This is a genomic window from Parvularcula oceani, assembly GCF_000733125.1.
GTDB classification, from domain to species: Bacteria; Pseudomonadota; Alphaproteobacteria; order Caulobacterales; family Parvularculaceae; genus Parvularcula; species Parvularcula oceani.
Window position 1 is genome coordinate 61,321 of record NZ_JPHU01000007.1, and the last position, 16,669, is coordinate 77,989.

Here is a 16,669-nt window from a genome sequence, read left to right on the forward strand (position 1 = left end):
GCCATGCGTGACCCGGCCGCCCGCCTGAGCGCGTTCCGGACCGGCCTCGAAGGCCGGTTCAATCTGGCCAAGGGCCTGTTGCGGACCGAGCTTCGCACCAACGGCCTGCGGTTCGACCGCGAGCTCGTCTCGCGCGGCTTCCTTTCCAATCGCCGCCGCCTCTATCCTTTCGACAGATACGGCCCCGACGCCTTTCTCTCCGACGTGGAGATCGAGGGGCCGCTGCGCATGCTCAACCCCAGGAGCTGGCGCCAGCTCCTGACCGACAAGCTGGCCGCGCATGCGATCCTGCCCGTGCAGGCTCCGAACACGCCCCTGCCGACGCTGCTCGGCCTGTCGGTCGACGGCGCGCATGTCCGCCTGCCCGGCGCGCAGGAGCCGCAAGGAGAGGCGATCATCGCAAAGCCCCTGCGCGGCAGCGGCGGGCGCGGTGTCCTGCGGCTCGCTCCGGGCGAAGCGCTTCCGCGAAGCGGCACCTATCTTCTCGAAGCGGCGCTGGAGCCGCATCCCTATGGCCAGGCGATCTTCCCCGGCGCGCTCGGAACTGTCCGTATCCTGACGGGCCGGGCGGCGGGAGAAGCGGATGTGCTGTTCCTCGGCGCGGCCCACCGGTTCGGAACGCGAATCTCAGCGCCCACGGACAATTTCAAATCGGGCGGCGTCGTCGCGGGCATCGACCCGGAGACGGGACGCCTCGGCGGGGCCGTGCTCGGCCTTGGCGTAAGGCAGCGCACGGTCTCGGCCACCCATCCCGATACGGGCGCGCGGATCGAGGGCGTCGCCGTCCCCGACTGGCAGGCTGTCCGCAGGATGGCGCTGCGCTGCATGCGCGCCTTCCCGGACCTTTCCTATGCGGGCTGGGATATCGCCGTGACACAGGATGGCCCGGTCCTGATCGAGGTCAATGTGGTCCTGCCGAACCCGAACCTCATCCAGATGCACACGCCCTGGCTTCTCGATCCGGAGGTGCGCCGTTTCCTGCGCTCCCACGGCGTGATCGGGGCCGGGAGGGCGCGGCGGGCCGAGGCCGCCGCGCGCCTCTGAGGCTTTCGGCGCCTCCGGGGCCTTTCCATCGCGCGCTGGCGGCTGCTATCGCCCGCCCGGAGCCCTGACGAGACCCCGACCATGACCCAAGCCCTCTACAAGCGCGTCCTTCTCAAGATTTCGGGCGAGGCCCTGATGGGCGACGGCGAGTTCGGCATCGACCTGCCCACTGTCGAACGCGTGGCGCGCCAGGTGAAGGCGGCGCGCGAGATGGGCGTCGAGGTCTGCCTCGTCGTCGGCGGCGGCAATATCTTCCGCGGGCTGTCCATGGCGGCCTCGGGAATGGAGCGCGCCTCGGCCGACTATATGGGCATGCTGGCGACCGTGATGAACGCGCTCGCCGTGCAGAACAGCCTCGAGGCGCTGGGCGTGCATACCCGCGTCATGTCCGCGATCGAGATGACCAGCGTCTGCGAGCCCTATATCCGCCGCCGCGCGCTGCGGCACCTCGAAAAGGGCAGGGTGGTCATCTTCGCTGCCGGCACGGGCAATCCGTTCTTCACGACCGATACGGGCGCTGCGCTGCGCGCGGCCGAGATGGGCTGCGACGCCCTGATGAAGGGCACGCAGGTCGACGGCATCTATACCGCCGATCCCAAGACCGACCCCGACGCCACCCGCTTCGACGCGATCAGCTATCACGAGGTTCTCGCCCGCGACCTCAAGGTGATGGACCAGGCCGCGATCAGCCTGACCCGCGAGAACGGCATTCCCATCGTCGTCTTCAGCCTCAAGGACGGCATAGAGGGCGCGCTGACGGGCGCAGGGCAGCATACCGTGGTCGGGGGCAGCGACAGCGCGCAGTAGCCGCCTGTTCCCACGAGGGGCCGCGCCGTTGTAAGGGCGCGGAAAGATTTCAGCGCAGGAGACGCAACATGGCCGACGGACCCGATTTCAAGGAACTCGAAAAGCGGATGGACGGCGCGCTCGCGTCGCTCAAGACCGAATATGCCGGCCTGCGCTCGGGCCGCGCCACGGCGTCGCTGCTCGAGCCCGTGACGGTCAATGCCTATGGCTCGGACATGCCGCTCAACCAGGTGGGCACGGTGGGCGTGCCCGATCCGCGCACGCTTTCGGTGCAGGTCTGGGACAAGGGCCTCGTCGGCGCGGTCGAAAAGGCGATCCGCGAATCCGGCCTCGGCCTGAACCCGGTCACCGACGGGCAGACCGTCCGCGTGCCCATGCCGCCCATGACCGAGGAGCGGCGCAAGGACCTCGCCAAGATGACCGGCAAATACGCCGAGAGCACCAAGGTCGCGATCCGCAATATCCGCCGCGACGGCATGGACGAGATCAAGAAGGCCGACGACATTCCCGAGGACGACCAGAAACGCTTCCAGGATCAGGTCCAGAAGCTGACGGACGACAAGATCAAGGAAGTCGACCGCATGCATTCGGTCAAGGAAGAAGAGATCATGCAGGTCTGAGGGTCCGCCCTCTCCCCAAGCCGGAGGCGCCCTTGTCCGCCACTCTCCGAAAACATGCCGGACGGATGTTCGCCGGCGGCCCGTCCGACGAGGCGGCGGCACGGCCCCTGCGCCATGTCGCCATCATCATGGACGGCAATGGCCGCTGGGCGAAGGAGAGGGGCGTGCCGAGGCTCGAGGGCCATCAGCAGGGCGTGGAGGCCGCGCGCCGCGCGGTCGAGACCGCCCGCGATCTCGGCCTCAGCCACATCACCCTCTACAGCTTCTCGACGGAGAACTGGAACCGGCCCGACTGGGAGGTGCGCCACCTCATGGGCCTCCTGCGGCGCTTCTTCGAGGAGGACCTCGCCAAGCTGGCCGAGGAGGGCGTGCGGGTGCGGATCCTCGGCGACCGCAGGACGCTGCCCGATGGCCTCGGGAAGCTGGTCGAGGATGCGGAGGCGCGCACGCGGCAGAATACCGGGCAGACCCTCCAGATCGCCTTCAACTATGGCGGCCGCGACGAGATCGTGCGCGCGGCGGCCAAGCTGGCGCGCCAGGCGGCCGGGGGAGAGCTCGATCCCGAAGCGATCGACGAAGCGGCGCTGACGGGCGCGCTCGACACCTCCGACGCCCCCGACCCGGATCTCGTCATCCGCACGAGCGGCGAGCAGCGGATCTCGAATTTCCTCCTCTGGCAGGCCGCCTACGCGGAATTCGTGTTCCTGGACTGCTACTGGCCCGATTTCGGGCGGGAGGAGTTCCTCGACGCGGTCGACCAGTATCGGCGCCGCGAGCGCCGCTATGGCGGCAGGAGAGAGGCGGAGGAGGCGGGCTGAACCAACTGCCCCTTTGACGCGCGCTCCGTGCGCAGGCAGAACGGCCCCGAGCATTTCTCTTTCGTCAGGATCATCGACACCCAGCCCCCTCATACCGACCCGAAGACGCGGCGTGGCCCGCTTGCGCGTTTCGGCAGCCTCGCCCCACGGGTGGGGACAGCGCTGCTGCTGATCCCGCTGGCGCTCGGCGCGATCTGGGTCGGCGGGCGGCTCTATGCCGCGGTGATCGCGGCGATGACGATCTTCCTGATCTTCGAATGGACGCGCCTCGTGCGCCAGGCGGAGTTCTCGCGCGGGTTCTACGCGCTCTCGCTGACCGCCATCGTGGCTGTGGTCTTCGCCGCGAACGGCCAGTATTACAGCGCCCTCGCCGCGACATTCGTCGGCGGCATCCTCGCGACCATACTCGAATGGCCCCAGCGCAGTCCCGATTCCTGGGCGGCCGTCGGGGCGCTCTATCTGATCGTGCCGGCCATCGCGACCTTGTGGCTGCGCGAGCAGCCAGAGGTTGGGCTCAAGCTCACCGTGCTCCTGTTCGCGGTCGTCTGGGGCGCCGATTCGGGCGCCTATGCCTTCGGAAAGACGATCGGCGGGCCCAAGCTCATTCCCCGCATCTCGCCCGGCAAGACGTGGTCGGGCGCGGCGGGCGGCGTTCTGACCGGCGCGGTCGTGGCGGCCTTGATCGCGGTCTTCGGCGGCCTCGCCCCGTGGTGGTACTGGGCGCTGGTGGGCGTGGCCCTCAGCCTCGCCTCGATCGCGGGCGACATCTCCGAGAGCCAGCTCAAGCGCACATACGGCGTCAAGGATTCGGGCTCGGCCTTCCCGGGGCATGGGGGCGTGCTCGACCGGCTGGACGGCTTCCTCTTCGCCGCGATCGCGCTGGCCATCCTCGTTCTCCTCCGCCAGAACGCCTGACACGGCGCGCCGGGCGCGTGGAAGCTGGCGAAAGGCGAAGCATGACGAGCGGTCTTCCGCGCAAGGTGACGGTGCTGGGCGCGACGGGCTCGGTGGGCGAGCAGACCCTCGCCCTGCTCGCCGATCTCAGAGCGAAGGGAGAGGCGCAGGCGCAAGTCGTCGCCCTCACCGCCCACACCAACTGGAAACGGCTGGCGGAGCTGGCCCTTCAGCACCGGGCGCATTTCGCCGCCTGCGCCGACGAGGCCGCGGGCGAGAAGCTCGCAGAGGCGCTCGCAGGGACCGGCATCGAGACCGCCGCCGGGCCCGAGGCGGTGATCGAGGCGGGGCGGCGGGACGCGGACTGGGTGATGGCGGCCGTGGTCGGCGTCGCGGGCCTTCAGCCCCTGATCGCCGCGGCCGAGCGCGGGGCGGATGTCGCCTTCGCCAACAAGGAATGCCTCGTCTGCGCCGGCGATGCCGTCCTCGCGGCGATGAAGCGGGGCGGCGGGCGCCTGCTGCCGGTCGACTCCGAGCACAATGCCATCTTCCAGGTCTTCGACTGGGCGCGGCCCGAGCGGGTGCGCCGCATCGTGCTGACCGCTTCGGGCGGCCCTTTCCGGACGCGCGATCTCGAAAGCCTTTCGGATGTCACGCCGGAGGAGGCGGTGGCGCATCCCAACTGGTCGATGGGCGCGAAGATCTCGGTCGACAGCGCGACCATGATGAACAAGGGGCTCGAGCGGATCGAGGCGGCGTTCCTGTTTCCCGTGCCGCACGAGAAGATCGAGGTGCTGGTTCATCCCCAGTCGGTCATCCATTCGCTGGTCGACTATGTCGACGGCTCGACCCTGGCCCAGCTCGGCACGCCGGACATGACCATCCCGATCGCCTCTGCCTTCGCCTGGCCCGACCGGGTGCCGACGAGCGCGGCTCCCCTCGACCTCGCGCGTGTCGGCACGATGACCTTCGAGCCCGCCGATGAGGAGCGGTTTCCCGCGCTTCGCCTGGCGCGCGAGGCGCTGGCGGCGGGCGGGCGCGCGCCGGCGGTCCTCAACGCCGCGAACGAGGTCGCCGTCGCCGCGTTTCTAGAAGGTCACCTTCGTTTTCTGGACATCTGCCACGTCACGGAACACTGTCTCGATCGCGAACGCGGCAATGACGCCTCGACCGATCTCGAGGCGGTTCTCGCCGCCGATGCGAGCGCGCGCCGGACGGCCCGCGAGAGAATCGAAGGGCTCCGGGGCTGACCGCCGCCGGAGCGGACGGCTGGGAAGTCAAGGCGGCGACAGGCATGGCGGAGCTACTATCCACCGGTACGGGAATTCTGATCGCGCTTCTCGCGTTCAGCGTCCTGCTGCCGCTCATCGTCTTCGTGCACGAATACGGGCACTTCAAGGTCGCGCGCCTCTGCGGCATCCGCGTCGAGGCCTTCTCGATCGGCTTCGGCCCGGCGCTCAGGAGCTGGCGCGACCGCCACGGCACCATCTGGAAGATCAGCGGCATTCCGCTCGGCGGCTATGTGAAGTTCTTCGGCGACGCCAATGCCGCTTCGGCGGGCAGGGCGGAGGGCAGCAGCATGGCGGTCGGCTCGGAGCTGAGCCCCGCCGAAGCGGAACCGGCGCGCGGGACCACGCAGTTCGGCTCGGAGCGCGATAAGCTCGAGGCGGTGCTGACCGACGAGGAGAAGGCGGTCTGCTTCCACTTCAAGCCGGTCTGGCAGCGCGCCGCCGTCGTGGCGGCCGGGCCCTTCGCGAACTTCGTTCTGGCGGTCGTGCTCTTCGCGGGCCTCTTCATGGCGTTCGGCCGCCCCTATATCGAGCCGGTCGTCGGCACGGTGGTCGAGGGCTCGGCCGCCGAAGAGGCGGGCTTCGCGCCCGGCGACCGCATCCTCACCATAGACGGGCGGCGGGTCGAGACCTTCACCGACATGTCGAACCGCGTGCGGCTGTCTTCGGGCACCACGCTCACCTTCGAGGTCGAGCGCGATGGCGAGGTCCTCGCCTTCGAGGCGACGCCGCGCCGGGAAGTCCAGACCGACGCCTTCGGCAACGAAATACGCGCGGGCCGCCTCGGCATCGGCAGCGGCGGCAGCGTCGGCCGTGAGCGCTACGGCCCCTTCGAAGCGGTCGGCGAGGGCATCGAGGAGGTGGGCACGGTCCTTGAGACCAGCGTGACCTATCTCGGCCGGATCGTGACCGGGCGGGAGGATCCGCGCCAGCTCGGCGGGCCGGTCAAGATCGCGCAGTTCGCAGGACAGGCCGCAAGCTCTGGCTTCAAGGCGCCGGTCGAGCTGACCTTGCGCGAGAAGCTCGTGACCTCGGGGGCGAACTTCCTTCAGCTCGCGGCGCTCATCTCGGTCTCGATCGGTTTCCTCAACCTGCTGCCGGTCCCGGTTCTGGACGGTGGCCACCTCATGTTCTACGCGTACGAAGCCGTGGCAGGACGGCCCCTCTCGGAACGCGTGCAGGGCTTCGGTTTCAGGATCGGACTGGCCATGGTGGGCTCACTCATGGTCTTCGTCGTCGTGAACGACGTGATCGGCCTACTCTGAGGGCCGTCGGGCAGGAATTTCAAAGGCGAATGCAACACATGACGACCAACGGCACTCGCGCGCTGGCCGCAGCCCTGATGCTGAGCGGCAGCGCTCTTTATGGCGGCGCTCACGCTCAGGAAGCCCAGCCCCAGCAGGCGCTCGCCCAGCAGCAGGCGGTGCCCCAGCAGGCTCCGATCATCCAGCGCATACTCGTCGCCGGCAATCAGCGGATCGAGGCGGAGACCGTGCGCTCCTATCTGCCGCTGCAGGCGGGGCAGCCCGTCGACCAGCTTTCGATCGACGCGGCGCTCAAGGCGCTCTTCGCGACCGGCCTCTTCGCCGACGCGCAGATCGTCTTCGACCAGCAAAGCGGCATCCTCCAGGTGCAGGTGCGCGAGAACCCGATCGTCAACCGGGTGATCTACGAGGGCAACAGGCGCACCAAGGAAGACAAGTTCGAGGAGGAGGTGCAGCTCGGCCCCCGCTCGATCTACACCCAGGCCAAGGTGCAGGCCGATGTCGGGCGCATCCTCGCCATCTATCGCGCTTCTGGCCGGTTCGGGGCGACGGTGACGCCCAAGATCGTCGAGCTTCCCCAGAACCGGGTCGACGTCATCTTCGAGATCGAGGAGGGGCCGAAGACCGGCGTCGCCAAGATCAACTTCCTCGGCAATGAGGCCTTCACCGACGCCCAGCTCCGCGATGCCGTTCTGACCGCCGAAAGCCGCTGGTGGAACATCCTGGAGTCGAACGACAATTACGACCCGGACCGCCTCGAATACGACCGGCAGCTCCTGCGCGAATTCTACACCAAGAACGGCTATGCCGATTTCTCGGTGACCTCCGCCGTGGCCGAGCTGACGCCGGACCGGGAAGACTTCTTCATCACCTTCACGGTCGAAGAGGGCCCGCAATACGAATTCGGCCGGGTGGATGTGCGCACCACCCTGTCCAAAGTCTCCGGCGAAGGCCTCGAGCGCTCGATCCCGATCCGCACCGGGCAGCAGTTCAACTCGGAGTTGATCGAGAACGCCGAGGAGGCCATCACCTATGCGACGGGAATCGCGGGCTATGCCTTCGTCGAGGTCAATCCGCGCCTGACGCGGAACCCCGAGACGCAGACGGTCGACATCACCTTCGAGGTCAATGAAGGCCCGCGCGTCTATGTCGAGCGCATCGACATCCGCGGGAACACGCAGACGCTCGACCGGGTGATCCGCCGCGAGATGCGCCTCGCCGAGGGCGACGCCTTCAACCGCGTGCTGCTCGACCGGTCGGAACGCCGGGTCCGCGGCCTCGGCTATTTCTCCGATGTCAGCGTGGAGGAACTGCCGGGCTCCGCGCCCGACCGCACCGTGCTCGACGTCGCGGTCACCGAGCAGCCGACGGGTTCCTTCCAGGTCGGCGGCGGCATCAGCTCGGCGGACAGGTTCATCGTCAACATGCAGGTCGAGCAGCGCAACCTGCTCGGCAAGGGGCAGTACCTGCTCCTCGATCTGTCGGCCTCCTCGCGGACACGGCGGGCTCAGGTGCGCTTCACCGAGCCGCGCTTCCTCGACCGCAATCTCTTGGCCGGTTTCACCGCCTTCGCGAACCGCACCGATTTCGAGGAGGCGGGCTATGTCGCCGATTCGCTGGGCGGCGGCGTCAATGTCGGCTTCCCCGTATCCGATTTCGGGCGCCTCGGGCTCAGCTATCAGCTGCGCAATGACGACATCCAGTTCGACCAGCAGACGACCTTCACGCTCCAGCCCGACCAGACCGTGGAGGACGTCCTCATTCCCGGCGCCGATTTCGAGGTGCTGCAGGACCAGCAGATCCTGGCCGACCGCTGCGACTTCATCGCGCTCAGCGTCGATCCGACCTGCGAAAGCCGCGGCGAGTTCCTCACCTCCCAGGTCGGCTACGTCCTCAATTTCGACCGCCGCAACGATCCCATCGTGCCGAGCCGCGGTTTCCGCGCCTCCTTCGGGCAGACCTTCGCGGGCGCGGGTGGCGACGTGCAATATCTGCGCACGGTGGCGAATGGGGCGGTCTATCGCCCGCTGCCCTATGACTTCATCGGGGCGCTCAAGCTCAATATCGGCTATATCGACGGCTTCGGCGACGACACGGTCCGGCTCAACGACCGCTTCTTCGTGGGCGGCAATAGAGGCTTTCGCGGATTCGACGTGGCGGGGGTGGGCCCGCGCTATTTCGACTCCAACGGCTTCGACCGCGCGATCGGTGCCAAGGCGCAGGCGATCGGCACGGTCGAGATCGCCATTCCCGTGCCGCTGCCGCAGCAATACGGCATCCGCGCCTCGCTCTTCTCCGACTTCGGCGCCGTCGGCATCGTCGACGAGGAGGACAAGCTCCTCAACAACGATCTGAGCCGCTGGGTGGACTATGACCGCGACGGCATCTTCGAGGCGCCGGTGCAGGACGATTTCTCGCTGCGGGCCACGGCGGGCGTGTCGGTCAACTGGAACTCGCCCTTCGGCCCGGTCCAGATCGACCTCGCCCACCCGATCAAGCAGGAAGAATACGACGAGGACCAGTTCTTCCGCTTCTCGGCGGGACGGCAGTTCTAGGCCAGAGAATGGGCAAAGTTTCACCGGACAAATCAGTCCGGTGGACTAGCGTCGCGCAGCACATCGCGGCATGTACTGCCGCCACAGGGCAACCCCGAGGAAATATCATGCGTCTTCACCGCCTCTTTGCCGTCGCCGCCGCGGCTCTCGCGCTGACGGGACTGAACAGTGCAGCGCTCGCACAGAAGATGGACGTGCTGGTGCTCAACCAGGGCGAGCTGGTCCAGAATTCCAAGGCCGGCCAGTCGATCGCCAGCCAGATTCAGGCGCTCGCGCAGACCGCCTCCGCCGAGATGCAGGGCGAGGCCCAGAAGCTCCAGAACGAAGGACAGGCTCTTCAGGCGTCCAAGGACTCGATGAGCCAGGAAGACCTGCAAAAACGCGCCCAGGCCCTGATGGCCAAGCAGCAGGGCACCCAGCGCCTCGGCCAGATCAAGGAAGCCGAGATCGCGCAGGCCGAAGCCGCCGCGCTGCAACAGCTCAGCCAGCGGGTCGAGCCCATCGTCGAGCAGATCGCCAAGAAGCGCCGCGCCAAGGTCGTCCTTCGCCGCGTCGACGTCGCCTGGCTCGACGAGGATGCCGACATCACCGACGAAGTGATCGCCGCGCTCGACCAGCAGGTCGCCACGATCAAGGTCACCAAGCCCGACCTGATCGCCCAGGCCCGCGCCGCGGCGGCCCAGCAGCAACAGCAGTAAGCGCCGATCCAGCGCGCTTCCAGAAAAGGCCGGGCCGCGCGCCCGGCCTTTCGCATGAGGAGCCGCATCCGCTAGAGGACCGACATGCCGCGCTCCGCTCCAGATGACCGCTTCTTCCTGACGGCGGATCCGATGCCGCCAGAAGAGGCATGCGAAAGAGCCGGCGCGGCCTTCCATGAGGGGGCGGGGCGCAGCGCCGTCACCCATGCGGCCGGCCCGCAGGATACGGCGCTTGGCGGCGTCGTCTTCCTCGAAGATGCCAGAGCGATCGCGGCGGCATCGGGAACGCCCTCCCTGATCCTGACGGTCCCTGCGGCGGAGCGGGAGGTCCGCTCCTGCTTTCCCGAAGCGAGCCTGGGGCTGACCGATGCGCCCAGAGCCGCATTCGCGCGGCTCGCCGGCGCGCTCCATGTCAGCCGGATGGAGGCCATGCCGCCCGCTGCGGGTATCGACCCGCAGGCGCGGATCGCGCCGACGGCCGAAATCGCGCCCTCGGCCGTCATCTGCGCGGGCGCGCTGGTCCATGACGGCGCCGTGGTGGGACCCTTCGCGCTGATCGGCCCCGGCGTCGTTCTGGGTGCGGATGTCCGCATCGGCAGCCATGCCAGCGTCACCCATGCGGTCTTGGGCGCCGGATGCGTTCTTTCGGCGGGCGTGCGCATCGGCGAGGCGGGCTTCGGCTATACCGCGGGCGAGGAGGGGCCGCTGGCCGTCCCGCAGCTCGGCCGGGTCATCCTTGGCGAGCGGGTCGAGATCGGCGCGAATTCCTGCGTCGACCGCGGCACGCTCGGCGATACCGAGATCGGCTCTGCCACCAAGATCGACAATCTCTGCCAGGTCGCGCACAATTGCCGCATCGGGAGGAATGTCCTGATCGCGAGCCAGACCGGCATTTCGGGCTCGGTCACGATCGGCGACGGCGTGATGATCGGCGGCCAGGCGGGCATGGCGGACCATATCGAAATCGGCGAGGGTGCGGTCGTGGCGGCCAAGGCCGGCCTGATGCGCAACGTGCCCGCGGGCGAGCGCTGGGGCGGCATTCCGGCCCGGCCCGCGCGCGAATGGATGAAGGAAACCGCCGCTCTGTCGCGGCTGGCAAAAGGGAGAAGCAAGTGAGCGCTGACGGCGAGAACGAGCGTCTTGACGACCTGACGATCGGCGACATCAAGGGCATACTGCCCCATCGCTATCCCATGCTGATGGTCGACAGGATCGTCGACATCACCCGCGGCGGCGGCGCGGTCGGCGTCAAGAACGTCACCGTCAACGAGCCCTTCTTCGAAGGCCACTTCCCCCAGATGCCGGTCATGCCCGGCGTCCTGATCATCGAGGCGATGGCGCAGACCGCCGCTGCCTATACGGCCTATGCCGATGGTGTGGACACGGAGGGCAAGGTCGTCCTCTTCATGGGCGTGGACAGGGCCAAGTTCCGCCGTCCCGTCACGCCCGGCGACCAGCTGAGGATCCACGTCACCGTCACCAATCGGCGCCCCCCCGTATGGAAATACGAGGCCAAGGCGATGGTCGACGGCAAGCTCGTCGCCGAAGCCGCATTCGGCGCCATGCTGACGGAGCCGAAATAGGGTGGAAGGCCGCCCCGGCATCCACCCCCGCGCCATCGTCGAGGAGGGCGCGAGAATCGGCGAGGGCGTCGAGGTGGCGCCCTTCTGCCATGTCGGCGCTCACGTCACGCTGCATGACGGGGTGAAGCTCCATCCGCATGCGACGGTTCTGGGGCATACGACCGTCGGCGAGGGCACCGAGATCTATCCCTTCGCCGTGCTCGGCTCGCCGCCCCAGCACCTCGCCTATAAGGGCGAGCCGACCACGCTGATCGTCGGCAGGCGGAACCAGATCCGCGAGCACGTGACCATGCATCCCGGCACGGTGCAGGGGCATGGGGAGACGCGGGTCGGCGATGACGGTCTCTTCATGGTCGGCGCCCATGTCGCCCATGACTGCGTTCTCGGCGATCACGTCATCATGGCGAACAATGCGACCCTGGGCGGCCACATCACGATCGGCGATTACGCCTTTCTTTCCGGGCTCTGTGCGATCCATCAGTTCAGCCGCATCGGCCCGTCGAGCTTTGTCGGCGGCGGCGCGATCGTCACGCGGGACGTCATTCCCTACGGCACCGTCGTCGGGAACCATGCCCGCCTCGAAGGGCTCAACATCGTCGGGATGAAGCGGCGCGGCATGCCGCGCAAGACGATCCACGCCGTGCGGGCCGCCTATCGGATGCTGTTCGCGCGCGAGGGCACGCTCGAGGAGCGCATCGCCGAGGCCGCCAAGATCTATGGCGACGTGCCGGAGGTCATGCAGATCGTCGACTTCATGCGGGCCGATGCCGACCGGGCCCTCTGCCTTCCGGAGCGCTGAGGAGCGGCGCGTGGAGAGGCGGTGGAACAAGCTCGGCATCCTGGCGGGCGGGGGGAACCTGCCCGCCCGCGTGGCCGAGGGCTGCGCCGCGGCCGGCGCGCCCTTCGCCATGATCCGGCTGTCGGGCTATGCGGACGAAGCGACGGCGCGCTTCGGCGGCGAGGAGTGCGGCCTCGGAGAGCTCGGCCGGATCGTGCGTGTCCTGAAGAACGAGGACTGCGACGCCGTCGTCATGGCCGGCACCGTCCGCAGGCCGAACTTCGCTGCTCTGAAGCCCGACTGGCGCGGCGCCGCCCTCCTGCCGAAGGTGGTGGCCGCGGCCAGGCGGGGCGATGGCGCCCTTCTGGACGTCCTCGTCGAGACCTTCGAGGCGGAGGGGTTCCTCGTGATCGGCGCAGAAGAAGTGTCGAGCGGCCTCGCCGTGCCGCAGGGGCCGCTGGGCCGGCACGCGCCGGCGGAGGCGGACCTGCGCGATGCGGCCAAGGCCGCGGCGATCGTCGCCGCGCTCGGACAGTTCGATGTCGGACAGGGGGCGGTGGTCTGCAACGGCTTCGTTCTGGCGATCGAGGCGGCGGAAGGCACGGACAGGATGCTGGCCCGCTGCGCGGAGCTTCCGGCGAGCATGCGCGGCCTCGAGCCGGACGAGGCGGAGGGCCCGCGCGGCGTGCTTCTCAAGCGGCCGAAGCCCGGACAGGAGCTGCGCGTCGATCTGCCGACCATCGGGCCGGAAACCGTGCGGCGCGCGCTGGCGGCCGGGCTTTCCGGGATCGCGGTCGAGGCAGGATCCGCCCTGCTGGTCGACAAGGACCGCGCGGTCGAGCTCGCCGATGAAGGCGGCCTCTTCCTCTATGGCTTCCTGCCGGCCGAATTCGATGGCTGAACAGTCCCGCGCCCCGACGCTGCTCCTGAGCGCGGTCGAACCGTCGGCCGATGCCATCGGTGCGGAGCTTCTCGAAGCGCTGCGCGCGCGGCTGCCGGGCGCGAGATTCGTCGGCTGCGGCGGGGCCGCCATGGCTGCGGCGGGCTTTTCCTCGGCCTTCGACACGGCTCCGCTCTGCGTCATGGGGCTCGGCGACGCGCTGCGGGCCGTGCCACAGGCGAAGCGGCGGGCGGCGGAGCTCGCAAGGCTCGCGCGCAGCGAAGGGGCCGACGCCGCCGTGCTGATCGATGCCTGGGGCTTCTCCCGCCTGACCGCGCAGGCGCTCGGCAGGACGTCCCCCGCAACGAAACGGGTCAAGCTGGCCGCGCCGCAGGTCTGGGCCTCCCGCCCGGGGCGGACCCGGGCAGTCCGGGACCTCTTCGATCTCGTCCTCGCGCTCCTGCCCTTCGAGCCGCCGCTCTTCGAGGCGGAAGGCACACGCGCGGTCTTCGTCGGCAATCCGAATTTCGAGGCGGTCTCGCGCACGCCGCGATCCGGCCCGGCCTTCCGCGCCCGCCACGGCCTCGACGGCGCGCCGCTCCTCGCCGTGCTGCCGGGCAGCCGGAAGGGCGAAGCGAGCCGCCTTCTGGATATCTTCGCGGATGCGAGCGACGCTTCGGCAAGGGACGTGCCGGGGCTCAGGCCCGTGATCGTCGCCGCGCCGGCCGTCGAGGCCCTGGTGCGCGATCACGCGCGGAACTGGGCGCGCCCGCCGCTCGTGGTCGGTCCCGAAGAGCGGTTCGACGCCTTCGACGCCGCCGATGCCGCGATCGCGGCATCGGGCACGGTCACGACCGAGCTCGCCATGTGCGGCACGCCGATGGTCGTCGCCTATAAGGTCGGTGCGCTGACGGAGGCGTGGGCGAAGCGCGTGCTGATCACCGACACCGTGACCATTCTCAACGTCGCGGCCGGCGAGCGGGTGATCCCCGAACGCCTCCAGGACAGCTGCACGCCCGAGCAGCTCACGGCGGACATCGTGCGGCTCTTCACGGACGATGCGGCGCGGCGGCGCCAGCTATCCATGTTCCGGCGCGTGCTGCCGCAGCTCCTGGGCCCCGGCCGCGCGGCGGACCGCGCCGCCGGAGAGATCGCGGCCTTATTGCAGGGCGAAGATCGCCTCCACCTCGACGCAGGCGCCGAGCGGCAGTGACGGCGCGCCGACGGCGAAGCGGACATGCCGCCCGGCCTCGTCGAGCACCTCGGCCATCAGGTCCGATGCGCCGTTGATCACTGAGGGGTGGTCGGTGAAATCCGGCGTGCAGGCGACGAAGCCGCCGAGCTTCACGCAGGAGGCGAGGTGCTCGAAGCCGATGGCCGCGCGGACCTGCGCGAGGAGCATGAGGCCGCAGAGCCGCGCGGCCGCTGCGCCCTCTTCCGTGCCGAGGCTGTCGCCGAGGCGTCCGGTGACGACCGCGCCATCCCGGAAGGGCAGCTGGCCCGAGACATAGAGGAGACCTCCCACGGCGCGCGCGGGCCTGTAGGACGCCACCGGCGCGGCAGGTTCGGGCAGCGCGATGTTCAGGCTCTTCAGTCTCTGGTCGATCGGGTTCATTCGGGCGTCTTCCTTTCGAATCGTATGCGGGCGTCGCGCAGCGTGCCGATGGCATCCTCGCCGAAGCGGGCCCTCAGCGCGGCCAGCGCATCTTCCTGCCGCCGCATTCGACGCTGCTCTTCGGGGAAGGCGAAGTCCCTGTCCATCACCTCGGCCGGAGCCAGATCGGACAGCCCGATGCCGATGAGGCGATAGGGGGTGGCGGAGACGGCGCCGGGGACCTCTTCGCGCAGCAGGGCCCGGCCAGTCTGATAGATGATGCGGGCGACGTCCGTGTGCACGCCCAGCGTCCGCCGACGGGTAAGCGAGCGGAAGCGGTTCGTCTTGAGCTTCAGCGTGACGACGCGCCCGGCCAAGGCCTTCTCCCGCGCGCGCCGCGCCGTCTTCTGCGCCATGGCGTAGAGCTTGTCCTCCAGGGCGGCCCGGTCCGTGATGTCGCCCGAAAAGGTCGTCTCGCCAGAAATGCTCTTGGTCTCGCGCTCGGTGCTTACAGGCCGGTCGTCGCGGCCGAAGGCGAGGCGGTGCAGGCGCAGCCCGTGCTCGCCGTAGCGCTTCGCCATCTCCGCCGCGCCGAGCGCCTGCACGTCGGCGAGGGTGGCGATGCCGTCCCGCTGAAGCTTCGCTGCGAAGGACGCGCCGACGCCGCGAACGAAGCCCGGCGGCTGCTTTGCAAGGAATCCAGGCGCCTCGGCCCTGCCGATGACGGCGAAGCCGCGCGGCTTGTCGAGGTCCGAGGCGGTCTTGGCGAGGAACTTGTTGTGGCTGAGGCCGATCGAGACGTCGATGCCGACCCTTTCGCGGATCCTGCGCACGAGGCGGGTGAGGGAGGCCGCGGGCGGCCTCCCGTGAAGCGCGTGCGTGCCCGACAGGTCGAGATAGGCCTCGTCGATCGAGACCGGCTGCACGAGAGGCGTCAGCGCGGCCATCTCCTCGCGGATCAGGAGGGCCGCTTCCTTGTAGGCCTCGAAGCGCGGACGCACGATCACCGCATCCGGGCAGAGCTTGAGCGCCTGGAACATCGGCATGGCCGAGCGGACGCCATAGGTCCTCGCGACATAGCAGGCGGTGGAGACCACGCCCCTGCGCCCGCCGCCGATCACCACGGGCCGGTCGGCCAGGCCCGGGTCGTCGCGCTTCTCAACGGCGGCGAAGAAGGCGTCGCAATCCAGATGCGCGACCGAGAGCGCGAACAGCTCCTCGTGCCGCAGGAGGCGGCGCGATCCGCAGGCGGGACAGCGCTCGCCGGCGGCGCCGTGCCAGTCGCAGTCTCGGCAAAGAGCGGGGTTTGGCGGCATCGGGTTACGGTCAACTGCGGATTAACCTACATCCCTTAGCAAACGCGAAGAGAAGCGGAGAGTCTTCGGCCCCTCCGTCTGCGCGACGAGGCATGAGCGACATGAGCAGCACGGCGAGAAACGGCGAGCCCCAGAAGACCGTCCTCATCGTGGAAGACAACGAGCTCAACATGAAGCTCTTCCACGATCTCCTCGAAACCCAGGGGTATGGCGTCATCCAGACCGACAATGGCGGCGAGGCGCTCGGAATGATCAAGCAGCATCGTCCCGACCTCGTCCTCATGGATATCCAGCTTCCCGAAAAGTCGGGCCTCGACGTCACCCGCGAGGCGAAGGCCGATCCCGAGATCGCGCATATCCCGATCATCGCCGTCACCGCCTTCGCCATGAAGACCGACGAAGAGCGCATCCGCGCGGGCGGCTGCGAGGACTATCTCGCCAAGCCGATCTCGGTCGTCGAGTTTCTTGAGAAAGTGAAAAGGTATCTCGGCTAGCCTCTCGACGAGCCGGTTCCGCTCATGCGTTGAG

General features: G+C 68.8%; 17 protein-coding genes. 15 read left to right on the forward strand and 2 right to left on the reverse strand.

From position 1 onward, the window contains the following. Window positions 1–3 precede the first annotated feature (3 nt). From IE88_RS17330 to IE88_RS0109090, 14 genes are all read left to right on the forward strand, one after another. The gene (locus IE88_RS17330; RefSeq protein ID WP_051881790.1) at window positions 4–1,044 is read left to right on the forward strand and encodes a sugar-transfer associated ATP-grasp domain-containing protein; all 1,041 of its coding nucleotides are present in this window, start codon (window positions 4–6) and stop codon (window positions 1,042–1,044) included. Between the two features lie 81 nt (window positions 1,045–1,125). Beyond that, on the forward strand, window positions 1,126–1,851 hold the full coding sequence (pyrH, locus tag IE88_RS0109030) for a UMP kinase (protein WP_031553334.1): 726 nt from the start codon (window positions 1,126–1,128) through the stop codon (window positions 1,849–1,851). A 68-nt stretch (window positions 1,852–1,919) separates the two neighbouring features. Next, window positions 1,920–2,471 (forward strand): ribosome recycling factor, encoded by a 552-nt coding sequence (gene frr, locus IE88_RS0109035; protein WP_031553337.1) that lies wholly within the window; start codon window positions 1,920–1,922, stop codon window positions 2,469–2,471. Between the two features lie 65 nt (window positions 2,472–2,536). Continuing rightward, window positions 2,537–3,289 (forward strand): isoprenyl transferase, encoded by a 753-nt coding sequence (locus tag IE88_RS0109040; protein ID WP_031553340.1) that lies wholly within the window; start codon window positions 2,537–2,539, stop codon window positions 3,287–3,289. 27 nt (window positions 3,290–3,316) lie between these two features. After that, a complete protein-coding gene (locus IE88_RS0109045; protein WP_051881791.1) occupies window positions 3,317–4,204 on the forward strand; it encodes a phosphatidate cytidylyltransferase in 888 nt (295 codons plus the stop codon). A gap of 41 nt (window positions 4,205–4,245) precedes the next feature. Continuing rightward, window positions 4,246–5,433 carry a 1-deoxy-D-xylulose-5-phosphate reductoisomerase gene (dxr, locus tag IE88_RS0109050; protein WP_031553346.1) on the forward strand — a complete coding sequence of 396 codons (1,188 nt, stop codon included), beginning with the start codon at window positions 4,246–4,248 and terminating at the stop codon, window positions 5,431–5,433. Between the two features lie 44 nt (window positions 5,434–5,477). Then, window positions 5,478–6,737, forward strand: coding sequence for an RIP metalloprotease RseP (gene rseP / locus IE88_RS0109055; protein ID WP_031553350.1), 1,260 nt, complete (start codon window positions 5,478–5,480; stop codon window positions 6,735–6,737). Between the two features lie 38 nt (window positions 6,738–6,775). Continuing rightward, entirely contained in the window at window positions 6,776–9,292 is a 2,517-nt protein-coding gene (bamA, locus tag IE88_RS0109060; protein ID WP_031553354.1) for an outer membrane protein assembly factor BamA, read from the forward strand. 107 nt (window positions 9,293–9,399) lie between these two features. After that, window positions 9,400–9,990, forward strand: a complete 591-nt coding sequence (locus IE88_RS0109065) for an OmpH/Skp family outer membrane protein (RefSeq protein WP_031553357.1) — start codon at window positions 9,400–9,402, stop codon at window positions 9,988–9,990. Window positions 9,991–10,074: 84 nt separating this feature from the next. Next, entirely contained in the window at window positions 10,075–11,106 is a 1,032-nt protein-coding gene (gene lpxD, locus IE88_RS0109070) for a UDP-3-O-(3-hydroxymyristoyl)glucosamine N-acyltransferase (protein WP_031553361.1), read from the forward strand. Then, a complete protein-coding gene (fabZ, locus tag IE88_RS0109075; protein WP_081871564.1) occupies window positions 11,052–11,573 on the forward strand; it encodes a 3-hydroxyacyl-ACP dehydratase FabZ in 522 nt (173 codons plus the stop codon). The genes lpxD and fabZ overlap by 55 nt, the downstream gene beginning before the upstream one ends. A 1-nt stretch (window position 11,574) precedes the next feature. After that, window positions 11,575–12,372, forward strand: coding sequence for an acyl-ACP--UDP-N-acetylglucosamine O-acyltransferase (gene lpxA / locus IE88_RS0109080; protein ID WP_238319290.1), 798 nt, complete (start codon window positions 11,575–11,577; stop codon window positions 12,370–12,372). A 10-nt stretch (window positions 12,373–12,382) separates the two neighbouring features. After that, on the forward strand, window positions 12,383–13,252 hold the full coding sequence (locus IE88_RS0109085) for an LpxI family protein (RefSeq protein ID WP_031553367.1): 870 nt from the start codon (window positions 12,383–12,385) through the stop codon (window positions 13,250–13,252). Beyond that, window positions 13,245–14,444: a lipid-A-disaccharide synthase gene (locus tag IE88_RS0109090; RefSeq protein ID WP_162178329.1), complete on the forward strand. Its 1,200-nt coding sequence runs from the start codon at window positions 13,245–13,247 to the stop codon at window positions 14,442–14,444. The genes IE88_RS0109085 and IE88_RS0109090 overlap by 8 nt, the downstream gene beginning before the upstream one ends. On the opposite strand, the gene IE88_RS0109095 is transcribed toward IE88_RS0109090, so the two are convergent. Both IE88_RS0109095 and IE88_RS0109100 read right to left on the reverse strand, forming a co-directional pair. Next, window positions 14,391–14,846 carry a RidA family protein gene (locus tag IE88_RS0109095; protein ID WP_031553376.1) on the reverse strand — a complete coding sequence of 152 codons (456 nt, stop codon included), beginning with the start codon at window positions 14,844–14,846 and terminating at the stop codon, window positions 14,391–14,393. The two genes, IE88_RS0109090 and IE88_RS0109095, sit on opposite strands and share 54 nt — an antisense overlap. After that, window positions 14,843–16,141 carry a DNA polymerase IV gene (locus IE88_RS0109100; RefSeq protein WP_031553379.1) on the reverse strand — a complete coding sequence of 433 codons (1,299 nt, stop codon included), beginning with the start codon at window positions 16,139–16,141 and terminating at the stop codon, window positions 14,843–14,845. Before IE88_RS0109100 ends, IE88_RS0109095 begins: the two co-directional genes overlap by 4 nt. A 92-nt stretch (window positions 16,142–16,233) precedes the next feature. Here IE88_RS0109100 and IE88_RS0109105 point away from each other — a divergent pair, with 92 nt between their 5' ends. Next, entirely contained in the window at window positions 16,234–16,635 is a 402-nt protein-coding gene (locus IE88_RS0109105) for a response regulator (RefSeq protein ID WP_420330130.1), read from the forward strand. Window positions 16,636–16,669 lie beyond the last annotated feature (34 nt).

Coding starts and splice junctions, on each gene's coding strand:
- dxr (WP_031553346.1), top strand. CDS start 4,246: ATGACGAGCGGTCTTCCGCGCAAGGTGACGGTGCTGGGCGCGACGGGC.
- IE88_RS0109065 (WP_031553357.1), top strand. CDS start 9,400: ATGCGTCTTCACCGCCTCTTTGCCGTCGCCGCCGCGGCTCTCGCGCTG.
- IE88_RS0109105 (WP_420330130.1), top strand. CDS start 16,234: ATGAGCGACATGAGCAGCACGGCGAGAAACGGCGAGCCCCAGAAGACC.
- IE88_RS0109040 (WP_031553340.1), top strand. CDS start 2,537: ATGTTCGCCGGCGGCCCGTCCGACGAGGCGGCGGCACGGCCCCTGCGC.
- fabZ (WP_081871564.1), top strand. CDS start 11,052: ATGGATGAAGGAAACCGCCGCTCTGTCGCGGCTGGCAAAAGGGAGAAG.
- bamA (WP_031553354.1), top strand. CDS start 6,776: ATGACGACCAACGGCACTCGCGCGCTGGCCGCAGCCCTGATGCTGAGC.
- IE88_RS0109100 (WP_031553379.1), bottom strand. CDS start 16,141: ATGCCGCCAAACCCCGCTCTTTGCCGAGACTGCGACTGGCACGGCGCC.
- lpxD (WP_031553361.1), top strand. CDS start 10,075: ATGCCGCGCTCCGCTCCAGATGACCGCTTCTTCCTGACGGCGGATCCG.
- frr (WP_031553337.1), top strand. CDS start 1,920: ATGGCCGACGGACCCGATTTCAAGGAACTCGAAAAGCGGATGGACGGC.
- rseP (WP_031553350.1), top strand. CDS start 5,478: ATGGCGGAGCTACTATCCACCGGTACGGGAATTCTGATCGCGCTTCTC.
- IE88_RS0109095 (WP_031553376.1), bottom strand. CDS start 14,846: ATGAACCCGATCGACCAGAGACTGAAGAGCCTGAACATCGCGCTGCCC.
- IE88_RS0109090 (WP_162178329.1), top strand. CDS start 13,245: ATGGCTGAACAGTCCCGCGCCCCGACGCTGCTCCTGAGCGCGGTCGAA.
- pyrH (WP_031553334.1), top strand. CDS start 1,126: ATGACCCAAGCCCTCTACAAGCGCGTCCTTCTCAAGATTTCGGGCGAG.
- IE88_RS17330 (WP_051881790.1), top strand. CDS start 4: ATGCGTGACCCGGCCGCCCGCCTGAGCGCGTTCCGGACCGGCCTCGAA.